This is a genomic window from Salinivibrio sp. MA351, from assembly GCF_001996065.1.
Taxonomy (GTDB): domain Bacteria; phylum Pseudomonadota; class Gammaproteobacteria; order Enterobacterales; family Vibrionaceae; genus Salinivibrio; species Salinivibrio costicola.
On sequence record NZ_MUFG01000016.1, the window covers coordinates 19,038 to 35,929 of the forward strand.

The following is a 16,892-nucleotide window of genomic DNA, read 5'->3' on the forward strand; positions in this document are numbered from 1 at the left end:
GCGCTGCCTGTCAGCGCCTTTATGGGTCAACTCCTCACAGGAGCCGATTGTGAAAGACTTACTTAAGTTTCTGAAAGCACAACATAAGACCGAAGAATTTGACTCGATCAAAATCGGTCTTGCCTCACCGGACATGATTCGTTCATGGTCGTTTGGTGAAGTGAAAAAGCCAGAAACCATCAACTACCGTACCTTTAAGCCTGAACGTGACGGTTTGTTCTGTGCACGTATCTTTGGCCCGGTCAAAGACTATGAGTGTCTTTGTGGTAAGTATAAGCGCCTCAAGCACCGCGGCGTCATTTGTGAAAAATGTGGCGTTGAAGTCACTCAGACCAAAGTGCGCCGTGAGCGCATGGGTCACATTGAGCTTGCTTCTCCTGTTGCCCACATTTGGTTCCTGAAGTCGCTGCCATCGCGCATCGGCTTGTTGATGGACATGCCACTGCGTGACATCGAACGTGTGCTTTACTTTGAGTCGTATATTGTTATTGAACCAGGCATGACCAGCCTAGAGCGCGGTCAGATGATGTCTGAAGAACAATATTTAGACGCACTTGAAGAGTGGGGCGACGAATTTGACGCGCGCATGGGCGCAGAAGCAGTCAAAGCACTGCTCGCGAACATGGATCTGTCGGTTGAGACAGAGCAAATGCGTGAACAGCTCGAAGAGACGAACTCTGAGACCAAGCGTAAGAAGATCACCAAGCGTTTGAAGCTGGTTGAGTCCTTCTTACAATCAGGTAACAACCCTGAGTGGATGATTTTGACCGTGCTGCCTGTGTTGCCGCCCGATCTGCGTCCATTGGTCCCGTTGGATGGTGGTCGTTTTGCGACCTCGGATCTCAACGACCTGTACCGCCGTGTGATTAACCGTAACAACCGCTTGAAGCGTCTACTTGATCTTGCTGCGCCAGATATCATCGTGCGTAACGAAAAGCGTATGCTGCAAGAGTCTGTCGATGCCATGCTGGATAACGGCCGTCGTGGTCGTGCCATTACCGGCTCGAACAAGCGTCCGCTGAAATCACTGGCCGACATGATCAAAGGTAAGCAGGGGCGTTTCCGTCAGAACCTGCTGGGTAAACGTGTTGATTACTCTGGCCGTTCGGTGATTACCGTGGGTCCATACTTGCGTCTGCATCAGTGTGGCCTGCCAAAGAAAATGGCACTAGAGCTGTTTAAACCGTTTATCTACGGCAAGCTTGAGACTCGTGGTCTAGCGACTACTATCAAAGCCGCTAAGAAGATGGTTGAGCGCGAAGAAGCGGTCGTATGGGATATCTTGGATGATGTCATCCGTGAACACCCAGTGATGCTTAACCGTGCACCAACACTTCACCGTTTGGGTATCCAAGCGTTTGAACCTGTGCTTATCGAAGGTAAAGCGATCCAGCTGCACCCGTTGGTGTGTGCGGCGTATAACGCTGACTTCGATGGTGACCAAATGGCTGTTCACGTGCCGCTAACGCTGGAAGCTCAGCTGGAAGCGCGTGCGTTGATGATGTCAACCAACAACATTCTGTCGCCAGCGTCTGGTGACCCTATCATCGTTCCGTCGCAGGACGTGGTATTGGGTCTCTATTATATGACCCGTGAAAAGGTCAACGGCAAAGGCGAAGGCATGTACCTGGCTGGTCCAGGTGAAGCAGAAAAAGTATACCGTACCGGTCATGCTGAACTGCACAGCCGTGTAAAAGTACGTATCAAGCAAATCGATATCGATGAGATGGGTACACGCACGGAAAAAGTGTCCTTGGTGGATACCACCGTGGGCCGTGCCATGCTGTGGACCATTGTTCCTAACGGCTTGCCGTATGACTTGGTGAACCAGCCATTAGGTAAAAAGCAAATTTCTAACTTGCTAAACACCTGCTACCGCAAGCTGGGTCTGAAAGATACCGTTATCTTCGCTGACCAAATTATGTACACAGGTTTTGCGTATTCAGCGCTGTCGGGCACGTCTGTCGGTATCGACGACATGGTGATCCCACAAGCGAAGTACGACTTGATCGAAGCTGCTGAAGCTGAAGTCGCGGAAATTCAAGAGCAGTTCCAGTCAGGCCTAGTGACGGCCGGCGAGCGCTATAACAAAGTGATCGATATCTGGGCGGCCGCGAACGAACAAGTTGCCAAAGCGATGATGGATAACCTGTCTACCGAGACAGTGATTAACCGTGATGGCGAAGAAGAAACGCAAACATCGTTTAACAGCGTCTACATGATGGCTGACTCAGGTGCACGTGGTTCTGCCGCGCAGATCCGTCAGCTAGCGGGTATGCGTGGTCTGATGGCGAAGCCGGATGGCTCCATCATCGAAACGCCAATCACGGCGAACTTCCGTGAAGGTCTGAACGTACTTCAGTACTTTATTTCAACGCACGGTGCCCGTAAGGGTCTGGCGGATACGGCACTGAAGACCGCGAACTCAGGTTATCTGACGCGTCGCCTGGTCGATGTCGCGCAAGACGTGGTTGTGACCGAAACCGATTGTGGCACCCAAGGCGGTATCCACATGATGGCGGTTATCGAAGGTGGTGACGTTAAAGAAGCCCTGCGTGAGCGTGTTCTAGGCCGTGTTGTGGCAGAAGATGTGCTCAAGCCTGGCTCGGAAGAAGTCCTGGCACCACGCAACACGCTGTTGGACGAAAAATGGTGTGACATTCTTGAGCATCATTCCGTCGATAAAGTGAAAGTGCGTTCTGTTGTAACCTGTGAAACCGACTTTGGTTGTTGTGCCAACTGTTATGGTCGTGACCTGGCACGTGGTCACCTGGTTAATCACGGTGAGTCTGTCGGTGTTATCGCAGCACAGTCTATCGGTGAGCCTGGTACACAGCTGACCATGCGTACGTTCCACATCGGTGGTGCAGCATCGCGTGCAGCGGCAGAAAACAACATCCAGGTGAAGAACAAAGGTTCTATGCACCTGCACAATGCTAAATCTGTTACCAACAGCGACGGTAAGCTCGTGATTACCTCGCGTGCGACAGAAATGACCATTGTTGATGAGTTTGGCCGTACCAAAGAAAGCTACAAAGTGCCTTATGGTGCAATCCTTGGCAAGCAAGACGGCGAAGCCGTGGCAGCCGGTGACGTAGTCGCTAACTGGGACCCACACACCATGCCAATCATCACTGAGGTAGAAGGTAGCCTTCGCTTCGTGGATATGATTGATGGCGCGACCATGCAACGTCAAACTGACGAGCTAACGGGTCTGTCTTCTATCGTGGTCATGGATGCCTCAGAGCGTCCAACATCCGGTAAAGACAAGCGTCCTGCGGTGAAGCTGGTGGATGCGCAAGGTAATGATGTGATGGTGCCGGGTACTGATATGCCGGTTCAATACTTCTTGCCAGGTAAAGCCATCGTGCAACTAGATGACGGTGCGAGTGTTGGCATTGGTGACACCCTAGCGCGTATCCCGCAAGAAAGCGGCGGTACCAAGGATATCACCGGTGGTCTGCCTCGCGTTGCTGACCTGTTTGAAGCGCGTAAGCCGAAAGAGCCAGCGATTCTGGCAGAGATCACCGGTACGGTGTCCTTTGGTAAAGAAACCAAAGGCAAGCGCCGTCTGGTTATCACACCAGAAGAAGGTAAAGCGTACGAAGAGATGATTCCCAAGTGGCGTCAGCTCAACGTCTTCGAAGGTGAAAAAGTCGAGAAAGGTGATGTGATCGCAGATGGTCCAGAATCACCACACGACATCCTACGTCTGCGTGGTATCCATGCGGTGGCGGAATACATTACCAACGAAGTACAAGACGTTTACCGTCTGCAAGGCGTTAAGATCAACGATAAGCACATTGAGACGATTGTTCGTCAGATGCTGCGTAAGGTGACGATTAAGTCTGCAGGTGATACTGAGTTCTTGGAAGGCGAGCAGGTTGAATACTCTCGTGTCATGATTGCTAACCGTGATCTTGAAATCGAAGGTAAGCAGCCAGCTACATTTGGCCGTGATCTCTTGGGTATTACCAAAGCATCGTTGGCGACTGAGTCCTTTATCTCAGCGGCTTCGTTCCAAGAAACCACGCGTGTGCTGACAGAAGCCGCGGTGGCAGGTAAGCGTGATGACTTGCGCGGTCTGAAAGAAAACGTGATCGTGGGTCGTCTGATCCCAGCCGGTACTGGCTTCGCGTATCACAAAGACCGTCAAGCTAAGCGTGCAGAGCCAGAGCAGCCAGTCGCTCCTCAGGTCGATGCAGAGCAAGCATCACAAGACCTAGCGGCGTTGCTTAATGCGGGCTTGAACGACGATAGCTAAGCGAGTGAAATAATTAGCGCGATAAGCTAAGTCGAATAAAAAGGCATCTCTTCGGAGATGCCTTTTGTTTTTGTGTTCATTCAGCGCACAAAAAACGCCGCATCTCAAGAGGCGGCGTTTCTATTGATATTAGGTGATGCGTTTTAGGCGCCCGGCGGGTGAGCCAGACTGTCAGCAATCAATCGAATTAAAGTATCTTCCAACTCAAAACGTTGCTCAAGCCACTCACCAATTGCAGACATATCTTGGTCAAAATCGGTGGCGTCATAATCTTCGTCGTCCAAGTCTACCGCACTGAATTTATCATTAAAGTCTAACAGAGGGTCTGTCGTATCAACGATGCGATAATAAAGGTTATCGGTCTCTTTCGTCGCCGCGAACCCTGTTGACTGCCAACGCTCCATGACCATGTTGTAGATCTTGAAGTGGCCGGTCGAAATATAGTCGACAAGATGATCACAAAAATTATCGAGTTCTGCTTTTGTTGGCAGCGATTGTTTTTTTTTGGCGGCCACGCCGGCCACATTGTAATACTCCACCAATAATTGGCGGCGTAACTCAAGCCAGTAATCAATAACCTCGTCGTAACCGCTCCATTGGGCTTTGGTACGTTCAAGTTTTCTCAGCATGATCGGTGTCCTCGTGATCGATCAGCGAATGAATGGCACTATATAAGGCCGGCTGAAAATTAACGGGCTGCTCAATCCTTTGCATCACGTTATGAAACTAGATTGCCAGTATTCAAGTGTAGCTGCAAGGCTAAGGAGGTGACCATGTCTCAGAATCAAAAAGCCGTCTATGTATGTGTAGTTAGCAAGAGCAAACTTTGGCTGCCAGGTGGTCAATTGCCATGTATGCCCTTGTCGCAGCTGCCGTTTGCTGGTGGTGATACAGTGACTGTCGGTGACTATCAGCAGACACCGGTGGTGGGGATATTTAATTGTAACGCCATGCTTCCCGATGACGAGATGGCAGGCTTTCGGGACTTACTCCCCTATCTGTCAGCCGACTTATTTGCCTTAGTCGGGCGGGTCGTCCAGCTCGATCATATGCACCATCAGCAAGCATTTTGTGGTCGCTGTGGTCAGCGTACGGAATTTAACGTGCAGGCGATAGCGATGTGGTGCTCAAGCTGGCCAGCGTCATGATTATCCACGCGTATCGCCGTGTGTGATTGTTGCCGTGCGCGATGGTAAACGTTTGTTGCTTGCTCAGCACCCTCGTCATAAAACGGGCATGTATACCGTGATTGCGGGGTTTGTTGAGCCTGGCGAAACGCTCGAGCAATGTGTGGCGCGTGAGGTGAAAGAAGAAACGGGCCTATCGATAACCAATATTCGTTACATGGAAAGCCAGCCCTGGGCGTTTCCTTCTAATGTGATGATGGGGTTTCTCGCCGATTATGCCGGAGGGTTTCTAAACCCCGACTATGAGGAGCTCACCGATGCACAATGGTTTGATATGGACCAGTTACCGTTAGTCGCACCAACAGGAACGATTGCTCGACGCTTGATTGAGGCCAGCTGTACCTTGACACAGGCATAAAAAAACCCGGCCGTAGGGGAGCCGGGGTAAGATGCGAACATGTTGTCTTTTGTAGACCTATGTCTTTTGTAGATCTATTGTCTTTTGTAGATCTATTGTCGTTATAGGATGGTTTTACCATGCGGTTAAATCACCAGCAATCGTTCGTGGTCCTTGGGTGGCCGTTTTATGATCCTGTTAACAAAGCTTCGCTTTTGTTGCCATTTTACAGTGATACAATGGCGGCCACTTTTCGCACACAGGTTTAAACACAATGACCGAATTGAAAAACGATCGTTATTTACGCGCCCTTTATAAGCAACCGGTAGATTGCACGCCCGTGTGGATGATGCGCCAAGCGGGTCGCTACCTTCCTGAATATCGAGAATTACGTGCGCAGGCGGGTGACTTTTTGTCGTTGTGTAAAAATGCTGAATTGGCCTGTGAAGTGACCATGCAGCCGTTGCGTCGCTTTGATTTGGATGCCGCTATCTTATTTTCAGATATTCTCACTATTCCTGATGCAATGGGATTAGGGCTGTACTTTGAAACGGGAGAAGGCCCCAAGTTTTCTCGTCCCATCACCTGTAAAGCGGATGTCGATAAAATCGGTATGCCTGACCCTGAGGGGGAATTGCAATACGTGATGAATGCGGTGCGTACTATCCGCAAAGAACTGGCGGGTGAAGTTCCCTTGATTGGCTTCTCTGGCAGTCCATGGACACTGGCAACTTACATGGTAGAAGGTGGCACCTCTAAAGCCTTTACCAAGATCAAAAAGATGATGTATGCCGAGCCGCAGACGTTACACGCCTTACTCGACAAGCTCGCCGACAGTGTGATTAGTTATCTAAACGCGCAGATTAAGGCGGGTGCGCAATCTGTCATGGTCTTTGATACCTGGGGTGGCGTGCTAACGCCGCGCGATTATAATGACTTCTCTTTGCAGTATATGCAGAAAATTGTCGACGGTCTGATCCGAGAGCATGACGGGCGCCGCGTGCCAGTGACCTTGTTTACTAAAAATGCGGGTATGTGGTTGGAACGCATTGCCGCGACCGGGTGTGATGGTGTTGGGCTTGATTGGACCATTAACATGGCTGATGCCAAAGCACGGATTGGCGACAATGTTGCTCTACAAGGTAATATGGATCCGTCGATGTTATATGCCAGCCCTGAGCGCATTCGCCAAGAAGTTTCGACGATTTTGGAAGGTTTCGGTGAAGGGACTGGCCATGTGTTTAACCTCGGCCATGGCATTCACTTGGATGTCCCACCTGAGAATGCAGGCGTCTTTATTGATGCGGTACATGAATTATCTAAGCCTTATCATCGCTAACGATCACGCTCGCCAATCGGCGAGCGTTTTTTATTTTAGGCGACCCTTACAACGGGGAGCGTCTCGTAAAGCCTGCTGAACTCGGTGTCGCATTGCGGGCACTACCTGCTCTTCAAACCACGGATTGCGGCGTAGCCAACGTGTGTTTCTGGGAGAAGGATGAGGCAGCGAAAAGGCATGAGGCGCCCACTGTTGCCATTGCTTGACGGTCTCGGTCAGTGTCTTAGGCTTGTTGGCTAAGTAGTACTGCTGAGCATATTGACCAATCAGCAAGGTCACCGCAACGTTAGGGAGATGTGCTTTGATTGCCTGGTGCCACACGGGGGCGCAGATACGCGCCGGCGGCAGATCGCCCGATTTACCTTTGCCGGGATAACAAAAGCCCATGGGCATGATGGCAAATAAATCTGGCTGGTAAAACTGCTCACGTGTGACCCCCAGCCATTCACGCAGGCGATCGCCACTAGGGTCGTTAAACGGCAGACCACTTTCATGCACCCGTCGCCCTGGCGCTTGACCGATAATCAGCACTCTAGAATCTGTACTCGCTTGGATAATTGGGTGGGGGCCGTTCGCCAGCCAGTGTTGGCATAGGTGGCACTCACGAGCGGTTACTAAGGCGGTCTCTAAATCGGAGAAAACCATTTAATACCCTTTGTTAAAATCGACCTGATGAGCCAGCGGCTTACCGGCATGCCAACGGCGATAATTGTCTGCAAAAAGGTCAAAAACTTGTTCGGGAAAACTAACGGCAGCAATATGTGGGGTAATGCAAACACGAGGATGCGCCCAAAAAGGATGCGCTTGAGGTAACGGCTCTTGTTGCATCACGTCCAATACGGCCAAGCGCAGTTTTTTCTCGTCCAGGGCCTTAATGAGCGCAGATTCATCGACCGTTGCGCCGCGACCGACATTAATAAACAAGAGGTCTTGTGCGTATTGCCAAAAATCAGCATTCACGCATCGGGCCGTCTCCGTTGTTGCGGGCAGTGTACTGACTAACACATCGACCTCGCCTAGCCGCTGACGCAGCGCAGTCAGCGTCATGGTGTGCTCAAACCCCTCGACAGCACGCCCATCTTGGTTGGTGCCCAGCACGTGCATCCCAAACGCATGAGCCACGGTGGCAATATGCTGACCAATGGCGCCCGTCCCCAGAATAGCCAGTGTTTTTCCACGTAACGACGTGTAGTCGTGCGGTTGCCAAAGACGTTGCGCTTGCTGGTCTGCATATTGAGTAATATGTCGTGTTTCGTTGAGCAAATAGCCGAAGACGTATTCGGCCATTAAGTCACCAAAAATGCCTCTCACATTGGTTAATTGATAGTGTCGATAAGGTGCGTTGATCAGGGCGTCGATACCGGCGAATGTTGATTGTAACCAGCGGAGCTGATCGCCATAGCATAATTGAGGTGCCGCCAGTGGCGGATCGGCGAGCCAGATAGTGGCTTGATCGGGGCGATCCACGACGGTGAGTTCAGGTAGTGTGGCGTTATGCAGTAACCGATGATAGGTCTCGGCATGCTCGCTGATAACGTAAACTTTATCCACAAAGGCTCCTTTTTATGCTGGGGGGAATCGAGTACACTGCCCTCATTGACCGAGGACGTTTGTCCTTCCCGCTATTAAAGATCAATTAGCTATGTTACGAAACCCTTTACAACTGCGTTTGGAAAAATCTGAGAATTGGCAACATATTAGTTTTATGGCTGCGCTGGTGGAGCGTATGGTGCCAAACTACGCGCTTTTCTGTGCGCAAACAGAATTTGCCGACCCGCAAGCGTTTCGCAATATTCTCGATGCGGTGTGGGAATCGCAAACGGTCAAAACGGCTAAAATTGACTTTGAGCGCCAATTAGAAAAGCTCGAGCCATTGATCCCTGTGGCTGATGACGATGCCATCTATCTGACGTATCCGGCGATTGATGCCTGTATTGCCTTGTCTCAGCTTCTTCACGCTTTGTTAGATCGTGATGAAATCTTGCCCATTACATTAAAAGTTTCTCAGCAGTCGGTCCTCAGTGTTGCCCAGCTTGAAGAAGCACAAACCGGTGAAACGGTAACCGATGACAATCAAAAGGCGTTTGAGGCGGTTTGTGAGGAATGGGATGCCCAGTGGGCAATCTTCCGTGTGCTGAAAAGTGCCGAAAGTCGTGATGTGGAGATGCTCAAAGGCATCCGGCAAGAGCTTCGAGAAGCTGGCGTGAGTAACCTAGGGTTGCGTGCTGAGTAAGCATGAGTTGTCAAAACGTTAGTAAGAACAGAAAGGCGGCCTAGGCCGCCTTTTCGAGTTATGACTCATCGGTATGTCGTTGTACCGGTGGCTCGTCATCGTCTTGGCTTTCAATCATATTATGCTGCTTCTTCCAGGCGTCCCAGCGCTGATAAGCCAGTTGCTGCATGTCCGTCACGGTGTCCGCCTCATCAATGATTTCTCTTCCGGTGAGATACTCAAAAATGTCTTCGAGCGTGATAATCCCTTGTACCGTGCCGTATTCGTCGACAATCATCGCCAATTGAGCGCGGCGAATCATTAAAATATCAAATGCTTGTAAGACCGTATTACCGGGTAAGATCACCGCGAGTGGACGCATCAAGTTGCCTAACTGTGTTTGTCCTGCCCCTTCGGTTTTGACTTCATAGATATTGGATTTGTGGACAAACCCCAAAATATCGTCACGCTGCTCACCGTAGACAAGAGGACGTGAGAAGGGGCAATCGCCATGTTCCTTGAGAAAGGTGTTAACATCCATATCGGCGGGAACACGAAATAATACGGGACGTGGCGTCATAAGCTGAGTGGCAGGAAGATCGCGTAATTTAAGCATGTTATTGAGCATTTGCGTTTCATCTTCGCCCATTTCGCCACTTTCAGATGCCAGCATTGCCATCGCTGAAATTTCGTCACGCAGTTTGACATGCGTGGTATCTGCGCTCAGCCGCTTGGTGATTTGTTCGGACAGCCAAACAAACGGCGTTAATGCCCAGACCATCCACTTTAGAATGACGGCGGCACTGGGTGCCAGTTGAGGCCAGAAATTGGCGCCAATGGTTTTAGGAATGATTTCTGATAAAAGAAGAATCGCCAGTGTAAGAACGGCGGAGAATACCCCGACCCAAGCATCACCAAACACATGGGCAGCTTGCGCGCCTGCACCGGCGGCTCCAACTGTATGCGCAATGGTATTCAGTGTCAGAATGGATGCGAGTGGCCGATCAATATCTTTTTTAAGCGCGTTGAGCCGCTCTGCGGCTGGGTGACCTTGGTTTCTTAGATTGGCAATATAGCTCGGTGTGATGCTCAGCAAAATAGCTTCCAGTACTGAGCATATGAAAGACACACCAATTGAAAGCGAGATAAAAAGGATCAGAATGAGCATAAATTTCCGAAGTTAAAAGTCAGTCAACACTCTAAAGATCAGGCCATTGGCGGGCGTTTACAACCTTTCAACTGAGAAAAAACGCAACAAATTGTGAGTTCGCGCTCAGTTTGTGGTTAAAGAGCCTCCATACAGCCACACAGAGCGCCACAAACCTTTGCCAGCCGGGCTTCTTTTGAATTAGAGTGACTTCGTCTCTAAAAAACCTAGAAGGGAAGACATAATGAACAAGACCCAACTGATCGACCTGATCGCAGAAAAAGCAGAACTTTCAAAAGCACAAGCGAAAACAGCTTTGGAAGCGACTTTAGGCGGTATTGAAGGCGCTTTGAAAGAAGGCGAGCAGGTACAACTGATTGGCTTCGGTACGTTTAAATTGAACCACCGTGCAGCACGCACAGGTCGCAACCCACAAACGGGTCAAGAAATTCAAATTGCGGCAGCAAACGTACCTGCGTTTGTCGCGGGTAAAGCGTTAAAAGACGCGGTTAAGTAAGCGTTACTGCTCATGTCGCCATAGCCTTCTCGCTATGGCGTTTTTGTATGTGGACTCGTGATGCGTTCTAAATTTTGGATAGTCGCGTTGATGGCCATCCTGGTTGGGTGCTCAAGTGGGCAGCCTTCCAAGCCGGTCACGCATATGACCGCCGCTTCCGCCGGCGATTATCGCGCTGTTTACTGGTTGGATAGTCAGCAAGGGCAGGTAATTGGTTTAGCCGAGCAGGTGTGGCAGGGCGATTATGGTCGTTATCGTAGCGAGTATGTCTGGCGAGACGGCAGCTTGCGTGCAATCAAACGAGAGGGCACACAGCTGGCGGGCGCCGCATTAGCTCCCTTCTCTATCTATGTTCGATTTGATGCCAGTGGTGAGCCTGTCTTTCAGCGCTATCAGCAAGATGAAACCTTACTCCCCTTGAGTAGCGCGACACTGACCCGCCTTTATCAAGAAGCCAATCAAGTACAGCAGCAAGCAAAAACGCAGTTGTCACGTGATGTATCAGTGTGGCAAGCGCAGCGTCAGGGCGACCGTTGGGTCGATTGTCGTGGCGATACCCAGCGTTGGACATTTTCTGACACGATTGATCCCAGCGTGGTTTCGCAGATAAGTCAGCCCGGCACCTTTGTGGTAGCAGGTGGCGATTCAGGTATCCTACGCGATAACATCGACTTTCTTGTGTATGTCGATAATAACAAAGCCTGTTTGCAGCGCCCTCGCTTACTTGACGAATAAAAGCTCGATGAATAGACGCTCGATGAACAAAACCCTATCGAAGCAAAAAAGCTCGTCGACACGTAAAAACCGCGGATATAAAAAATGCGCCTTGGTGGCGCATTTATCGGGTCTGGCTTGCTGGATGCGGCATGCCGCGATGTAACATTAAGTCGATAAATCAGCTTTTTCGCGAGATACCGCGCGGTGGGCGATGTCACTGCGATAAAAGCAGCCTGGCCAGTAAATCATAGCGGCAAGCGCGTCAGCGCCTTGTTTGGCGGCTGTTACCGTCTCTCCCAGTGCCGTTGCACAGAGTACACGCCCGCCAGATGTGACAATGTCGCCGTTGTTGAGCGCAGTACCGGCATGAAATACTTTGGCGGTATCGCTATCGGTAGGCAGCCCAGTAATACGATCGCCCTTACGATAGTCTCCTGGATAGCCACCTGCGGCTAAAACCACGCCGACGGCTGCACGTGGATCCCACTGAGAATCGACTTTATTGAGGCGTCCTTGCGTGCCAGCCAGGCAAAGCTCCACCAAGTCAGATTGCAAACGCATCATAATCGGTTGAGTTTCCGGATCGCCAAAGCGACAGTTAAACTCAATGACTTTTGGCGTCCCATCGGCGGCGATCATCAATCCTGCGTATAAAAAGCCGGTATAGGGCGCACCATCCGCATACATCCCTTTGACGGTGGGCATAATCACCTCGTCCATCACGCGTTGGTGAATGGCGTCGGTGACCACAGGGGCGGGCGAGTATGCACCCATACCGCCGGTGTTGAGGCCGGTATCGCCTTCACCTGCGCGTTTATGGTCTTGGCTGGTGGCCATTGGCAACACATGCTCACCATCCACCATGACGATAAAGCTTGCTTCTTCGCCTTGCAGAAATTCTTCGATGACCACGCGGTGGCCCGCTTCGCCAAAGGCATTGCCCGAGAGCATATCGCGCACGGCCTCAGTTGCTTCTTGCTCGGTCATCGCCACAATGACCCCTTTGCCAGCGGCAAGGCCGTCGGCTTTGACCACAATGGGCGCGCCTTTTTCCGCGATGTAGGCCAGTGCAGGCTCCACCTTGGCAAAGGTTTGGTAGTCAGCGGTGGGAATGCCATGGCGCGCTAAAAAGTCTTTACTGAAGGCTTTAGACCCCTCAAGTTGCGCGGCCGCTTGGGTAGGACCAAAGATGGCCAAGCTGTGCTCACGGAAGGCATCGACCACGCCCAACACCAAGGGCGTTTCAGGACCGACGATGGTTAAATCAATCTGTTGCTCGCGGGCAAAGGCCAGCAACCCTTCAACGTCATCAGCTGCGATCGCAATGTTACTCAACTTGTTTTCATGCGCGGTGCCGGCGTTTCCCGGCGCGCAATATACGATCTCAACGTTGGATGATTGCGCGGCTTTCCACGCTAGCGCATGCTCGCGGCCACCGCCACCAATTACTAATACCTTCATGTGTTCTCCTTCATCGCCCACTTAGTGGCGGAAATGGCGCATACCGGTAAAGACCATCGCCATGCCATGCTCATTGGCGGCGGCAATCACTTCTTCATCACGCATCGAACCACCCGGCTGGATCACGCAGGTGATCCCAGCTTTTGCCGCAGCATCAATGCCGTCACGGAAAGGGAAGAAGGCATCAGAGGCCATCACACTACCGGCCACTTCGAGCTGCTCATCGCCCGCTTTAATGCCGGCTATTTTCGCCGAGTAGACGCGGCTCATTTGGCCGGCGCCGACGCCGATGGTCATGCTGTCTTTGGCATACACAATCGCGTTCGATTTTACGTATTTTGCCACTTTCCAGCAAAATAGGGCATCGTTCAGCTCTTTGTCTGTGGGCTGGCGCTCAGTGACAATACGCAAATCGTCTAAACCGACCATGCCTTGGTCGCGTGCTTGAACTAACAAGCCGCCATTGACGCGCTTGCTATCCCACCCTGTGGTGCGTGCTTGCCATTGGCCACACTCGAGAAGACGGACATTTTTCTTCGCCGCGACCACTGCTTTGGCGGCGTCACTGACGCGTGGTGCGATGATCACTTCGACAAATTGACGCTCAACAATGGCTTGTGCCGTGTCGCCGTCCAGTTCACGATTAAAGGCAATAATGCCACCAAATGCTGAGGTAGGATCGGTTTGATAAGCGCGCTGATAGGCGCTGAGTAAGTCTTCACCGATGGCGACGCCACAGGGATTAGCATGCTTTACAATCACGCAGGCAGGCTGTTCAAACTCTTTCACGCACTCTAGTGCGGCATCGGTGTCAGCGATATTGTTGTAAGACAGCGCCTTGCCCTGCAGTTGGGTAGCCGTGGCTACCGAGGCTTCTTGCGGGTGGGCTTCAGTATAAAACGCGCCCGCCTGATGGCTGTTCTCGCCATAGCGCATGTCTTGCTTTTTAACCCAATGTTGGCTCAGGGTGCGTGGGAATGGCGAGTCTTGGCTGTCTTCTGCGTGATGATAGGCAGGGACTTGGGTGCCAAAGTAATTCGCAATCATGGCATCGTAGGCCGCGGTGTGCTCAAACGCGGCAATGGCTAAATCAAAGCGCGTGGCATGTGTCAAAGACTGCTGGTGCTGATCCATCTCGGTGAGCACGCGATCATAGTCTTGGCTATTCACCACAATGGTGACATCAGCATGGTTTTTCGCCGCTGAGCGCACCATGGTTGGGCCGCCTATATCGATATTCTCGATAGCTTGCTCACGTGTGCAATCTGGGTTGGCAACGGTTTGTGCGAACGGGTAGAGGTTCACTACTACCATATCAATCGGTGCGATCTGATGCTGTTCCATCATCGCATCGTCTTGACCGCGCCGGCCCAAAATACCGCCGTGAATTTTCGGGTGGAGGGTTTTCACGCGGCCATCCATCATTTCTGGGAAGCCGGTATGCTCGGAGACTTCGGTGACCGCAAGGCCGTTTTCTGCGAGTAAACGGGCCGTGCCGCCGGTTGATAGCAGTTCGACACCGCGTTGGGCGAGTGCTTGGGCAAACTCGACCACACCGGTTTTATCAGACACGCTGAGTAACGCGCGACGAATAGGACGCAGATTTTCCATGGCTTAGTTCTCTTCACTGACAGATTGAATGCTTATCAAAGCCCACCATGGCTAACCACATAGGTAAACTTTATTAAACTGCCAATTGTCAAAGCGGCGCCATTCTATCTGATTTTACTTGCGCAATCGATTGCTATTTGCTGATGGCGACATTTTTATTGTTTTTGTCCAGCTGTCGTTGCTTGCTTTCATGCAACGCTGGTCATAAGGGCCCGCCTTTGCTACAAAAAGAAAGTTCATCCAACATGAAAAGGAGCGGTGATGACCAAGTTGCTGCAAATAGGTGAGCTAGCCAAGCACTGTGGTGTTTCCACCGATACGCTGCGTTTTTATGAAAAGTCTGGCTTGTTGGCGCCGAGTGCGCGTACAGAGGGTGGATACCGGCTTTATGCCGATGATGCCATTAGCCAAGTCATGTTCATTTTGCGCGGCAAAGAAATGGGATTATCGCTTGATGAAATTCACGAGCTGTCTGACATTCGCGAAGAAGCGACGTTACACACCTGTGCAGAAGTGAAAGGGATCACCCAGCGGCGCCTGAATGAGGTCTCAGAGAAGATAGCCGCGCTTGAGCGGGTCAAGCATGCCCTTACACGTTTAAATGCCGCCTGCTGCGGTATGGACGACGATGACGCGACCCATTGCTCAATCTTGGAAACCCTGGCGGACAGTGAAGATTCCAACTCATGCTGTTAAGGGAAGGTGCGTTGCACCATCAGAGAAAACAAAAACGGGCTAACCGATTGACGGCTAGCCCGTTTTATAACAGCCAAACCAATGATTGATTAGTTCATGCCGTATTTTTTCAGTTTCTTACGCAATGTACCGCGGTTGATGCCCATCATGGTGGCTGCGCGGGTTTGGTTGCCGCGGGTGTATTGCATGATGGTATCCAGCAGTGGCTGCTCAACTTCTGCGAGGACAAGCTCATACAGATCGTTGACTTCCTGGCCATTCAATTGCGCGAGGTAGTTCTTCAAGGACGCTTTTACAGAGTCACGAAGTGGCTTTTGCGTAATTTGATCTTGTGAAGTTACAGTTGTTACTGTCAATGTTTCGGAAGTCAGGTTTTGTTCGAACATATTCTGTCAGCTCTTCTCGTATTTATGCAACGTTGTCGAAGTAGCCTTGCAGCGCATCGATCTGCTGTTGTGCATCTTCGATTGCGTTGAAGGTGCGGCGAAAGTCGCCAATTTGATCATGCTCTTTGAGGTACCAGCCCACGTGCTTTCGGGCAATACGTAATCCTTTGAGCTCCCCATAAAATTGATGAAGCTCTTGAACATGACCCAACAAAATCGTCCTAACCTCTTCTAATGAAGGGGCAGGCAAGTGCTCACCTGTGGTGAGATAGTGGTGGATTTCGCGAAAAATCCACGGGCGTCCCTGAGCAGGGCGACCAATCATTACGGCATCTGCCCCTGTATAGTCGAGAACATACTGGGCCTTTTCTGGTGAATCAATGTCGCCATTGGCTATCACCGGAATCGATACCGCTGCTTTCGCAGCTTTAATGCTGTCGTACTCTGCCTCACCTTTGTACATGCAGGCACGCGTGCGGCCATGCAGTGCAAGGGCTTGGATACCACAATCTTCCGCCATCCGGGCGATCGTTACACAGTTCTTATTGTCCGGATCCCAGCCTGTACGCGTTTTAAGCGTCACGGGCACATCCACCGCGTTTACCGTGGCTGTTAGGATTTGCTCAATCAGATCGGGTCGAGTTAGCAATGCAGAGCCTGCTAGCTTTTTATTGACCTTTTTCATTGGGCAACCCATGTTGATGTCAATCACTTGCGCCCCGTTCTCGACACAAAATCGCGCCGCCTCAGCCATAAGCTCGGGTTCAGCCCCCGCGATTTGCACCGAGCGCAGACCGGATTCGTCAATATGAACCATGCGCTTTTGCGATTTGTTCGTCCGCCACAATGCTGGATTGGATGACATCATTTCACTGATAGCCATACCGGCACCATGCGCAAGGCATAGCTCACGAAATGGTCGGTCCGTCACGCCGGCCATTGGGGCGACGATCAAAGGGACATCCAGGGTGTAAGGTCCGATACGCAAAAGCTCTAAATCCTCTTCAGCCGCTCTGAG

General features: G+C 51.2%; 15 protein-coding genes and 1 pseudogene. 8 read left to right on the forward strand and 8 right to left on the reverse strand.

The window, feature by feature from the left end; genetic code table 11:
* Window positions 1-49: 49 nt before the first annotated feature.
* Window positions 50-4,264: a DNA-directed RNA polymerase subunit beta' gene (gene rpoC / locus BZG78_RS09725; RefSeq protein WP_077661080.1), complete on the forward strand. Its 4,215-nt coding sequence runs from the start codon at window positions 50-52 to the stop codon at window positions 4,262-4,264.
* A gap of 143 nt (window positions 4,265-4,407) precedes the next feature.
* Here rpoC and BZG78_RS09730 read toward each other — a convergent pair whose 3' ends face one another.
* Entirely contained in the window at window positions 4,408-4,893 is a 486-nt protein-coding gene (locus BZG78_RS09730) for an Rsd/AlgQ family anti-sigma factor (RefSeq protein ID WP_025744442.1), read from the reverse strand.
* A 144-nt stretch (window positions 4,894-5,037) separates the two neighbouring features.
* Between BZG78_RS09730 and BZG78_RS15495 the strand changes: the two genes are divergently transcribed.
* The 3 genes and pseudogenes from BZG78_RS15495 to hemE all read left to right on the forward strand — a co-directional run bounded on the left by BZG78_RS15495 (window position 5,038) and on the right by hemE (window position 7,127).
* Window positions 5,038-5,412: a hypothetical protein gene (locus tag BZG78_RS15495; protein WP_199877184.1), complete on the forward strand. Its 375-nt coding sequence runs from the start codon at window positions 5,038-5,040 to the stop codon at window positions 5,410-5,412.
* Between the two features lies 1 nt (window position 5,413).
* Window positions 5,414-5,809: pseudogene (gene nudC, locus BZG78_RS15500) on the forward strand (NAD(+) diphosphatase); the annotation flags it as partial.
* 253 nt (window positions 5,810-6,062) lie between these two features.
* The gene (gene hemE, locus BZG78_RS09740; RefSeq protein ID WP_025744440.1) at window positions 6,063-7,127 is read left to right on the forward strand and encodes a uroporphyrinogen decarboxylase; all 1,065 of its coding nucleotides are present in this window, start codon (window positions 6,063-6,065) and stop codon (window positions 7,125-7,127) included.
* 30 nt (window positions 7,128-7,157) lie between these two features.
* Here the strand turns inward: hemE and BZG78_RS09745 are convergent, their stop codons facing one another.
* Together BZG78_RS09745 and BZG78_RS09750 are read right to left on the reverse strand one after the other, a co-directional pair.
* Window positions 7,158-7,772 carry a uracil-DNA glycosylase family protein gene (locus BZG78_RS09745; RefSeq protein WP_077577035.1) on the reverse strand — a complete coding sequence of 205 codons (615 nt, stop codon included), beginning with the start codon at window positions 7,770-7,772 and terminating at the stop codon, window positions 7,158-7,160.
* The gene (locus BZG78_RS09750) at window positions 7,773-8,678 is read right to left on the reverse strand and encodes a D-2-hydroxyacid dehydrogenase (protein ID WP_077661081.1); all 906 of its coding nucleotides are present in this window, start codon (window positions 8,676-8,678) and stop codon (window positions 7,773-7,775) included.
* 91 nt (window positions 8,679-8,769) lie between these two features.
* Here BZG78_RS09750 and BZG78_RS09755 point away from each other — a divergent pair, with 91 nt between their 5' ends.
* Window positions 8,770-9,360 (forward strand): DUF416 family protein, encoded by a 591-nt coding sequence (locus BZG78_RS09755; RefSeq protein WP_077661082.1) that lies wholly within the window; start codon window positions 8,770-8,772, stop codon window positions 9,358-9,360.
* Between the two features lie 58 nt (window positions 9,361-9,418).
* Here the strand turns inward: BZG78_RS09755 and BZG78_RS09760 are convergent, their stop codons facing one another.
* Entirely contained in the window at window positions 9,419-10,507 is a 1,089-nt protein-coding gene (locus tag BZG78_RS09760; RefSeq protein ID WP_077646924.1) for a hemolysin family protein, read from the reverse strand.
* A 223-nt stretch (window positions 10,508-10,730) separates the two neighbouring features.
* Here BZG78_RS09760 and hupA point away from each other — a divergent pair, with 223 nt between their 5' ends.
* Together hupA and BZG78_RS09770 are read left to right on the forward strand one after the other, a co-directional pair.
* The gene (gene hupA / locus BZG78_RS09765) at window positions 10,731-11,003 is read left to right on the forward strand and encodes a nucleoid-associated protein HU-alpha (RefSeq protein WP_021024119.1); all 273 of its coding nucleotides are present in this window, start codon (window positions 10,731-10,733) and stop codon (window positions 11,001-11,003) included.
* Between the two features lie 60 nt (window positions 11,004-11,063).
* On the forward strand, window positions 11,064-11,738 hold the full coding sequence (locus BZG78_RS09770; RefSeq protein ID WP_077461886.1) for a DUF1481 domain-containing protein: 675 nt from the start codon (window positions 11,064-11,066) through the stop codon (window positions 11,736-11,738).
* A gap of 147 nt (window positions 11,739-11,885) precedes the next feature.
* Here BZG78_RS09770 and purD read toward each other — a convergent pair whose 3' ends face one another.
* Window positions 11,886-13,181, reverse strand: a complete 1,296-nt coding sequence (purD, locus tag BZG78_RS09775; RefSeq protein ID WP_077661083.1) for a phosphoribosylamine--glycine ligase — start codon at window positions 13,179-13,181, stop codon at window positions 11,886-11,888.
* A 21-nt stretch (window positions 13,182-13,202) separates the two neighbouring features.
* Window positions 13,203-14,792 (reverse strand): bifunctional phosphoribosylaminoimidazolecarboxamide formyltransferase/IMP cyclohydrolase, encoded by a 1,590-nt coding sequence (gene purH / locus BZG78_RS09780; RefSeq protein ID WP_077661084.1) that lies wholly within the window; start codon window positions 14,790-14,792, stop codon window positions 13,203-13,205.
* A gap of 261 nt (window positions 14,793-15,053) precedes the next feature.
* Here purH and zntR point away from each other — a divergent pair, with 261 nt between their 5' ends.
* Window positions 15,054-15,488, forward strand: coding sequence for a Zn(2+)-responsive transcriptional regulator (gene zntR, locus BZG78_RS09785; protein WP_077456053.1), 435 nt, complete (start codon window positions 15,054-15,056; stop codon window positions 15,486-15,488).
* Between the two features lie 89 nt (window positions 15,489-15,577).
* Here the strand turns inward: zntR and fis are convergent, their stop codons facing one another.
* A complete protein-coding gene (gene fis, locus BZG78_RS09790) occupies window positions 15,578-15,874 on the reverse strand; it encodes a DNA-binding transcriptional regulator Fis (protein WP_021024113.1) in 297 nt (98 codons plus the stop codon).
* Between the two features lie 22 nt (window positions 15,875-15,896).
* Window positions 15,897-16,862 carry a tRNA dihydrouridine synthase DusB gene (dusB, locus tag BZG78_RS09795; RefSeq protein WP_021024112.1) on the reverse strand — a complete coding sequence of 322 codons (966 nt, stop codon included), beginning with the start codon at window positions 16,860-16,862 and terminating at the stop codon, window positions 15,897-15,899.
* Window positions 16,863-16,892: the final 30 nt, after the last annotated feature.

What these genes read in the sequence shown, in the direction of transcription:
- BZG78_RS09745 (WP_077577035.1), bottom strand. Translation starts at nt 7,772, where the DNA reads ATGGTTTTCTCCGATTTAGAGACCGCCTTAGTAACCGCTCGTGAGTGC.
- fis (WP_021024113.1), bottom strand. Translation starts at nt 15,874, where the DNA reads ATGTTCGAACAAAACCTGACTTCCGAAACATTGACAGTAACAACTGTA.
- BZG78_RS09770 (WP_077461886.1), top strand. Translation starts at nt 11,064, where the DNA reads ATGCGTTCTAAATTTTGGATAGTCGCGTTGATGGCCATCCTGGTTGGG.
- BZG78_RS09730 (WP_025744442.1), bottom strand. Translation starts at nt 4,893, where the DNA reads ATGCTGAGAAAACTTGAACGTACCAAAGCCCAATGGAGCGGTTACGAC.
- purH (WP_077661084.1), bottom strand. Translation starts at nt 14,792, where the DNA reads ATGGAAAATCTGCGTCCTATTCGTCGCGCGTTACTCAGCGTGTCTGAT.
- purD (WP_077661083.1), bottom strand. Translation starts at nt 13,181, where the DNA reads ATGAAGGTATTAGTAATTGGTGGCGGTGGCCGCGAGCATGCGCTAGCG.
- BZG78_RS09760 (WP_077646924.1), bottom strand. Translation starts at nt 10,507, where the DNA reads ATGCTCATTCTGATCCTTTTTATCTCGCTTTCAATTGGTGTGTCTTTC.
- BZG78_RS09755 (WP_077661082.1), top strand. Translation starts at nt 8,770, where the DNA reads ATGTTACGAAACCCTTTACAACTGCGTTTGGAAAAATCTGAGAATTGG.
- zntR (WP_077456053.1), top strand. Translation starts at nt 15,054, where the DNA reads ATGACCAAGTTGCTGCAAATAGGTGAGCTAGCCAAGCACTGTGGTGTT.
- hupA (WP_021024119.1), top strand. Translation starts at nt 10,731, where the DNA reads ATGAACAAGACCCAACTGATCGACCTGATCGCAGAAAAAGCAGAACTT.
- BZG78_RS15495 (WP_199877184.1), top strand. Translation starts at nt 5,038, where the DNA reads ATGTCTCAGAATCAAAAAGCCGTCTATGTATGTGTAGTTAGCAAGAGC.
- hemE (WP_025744440.1), top strand. Translation starts at nt 6,063, where the DNA reads ATGACCGAATTGAAAAACGATCGTTATTTACGCGCCCTTTATAAGCAA.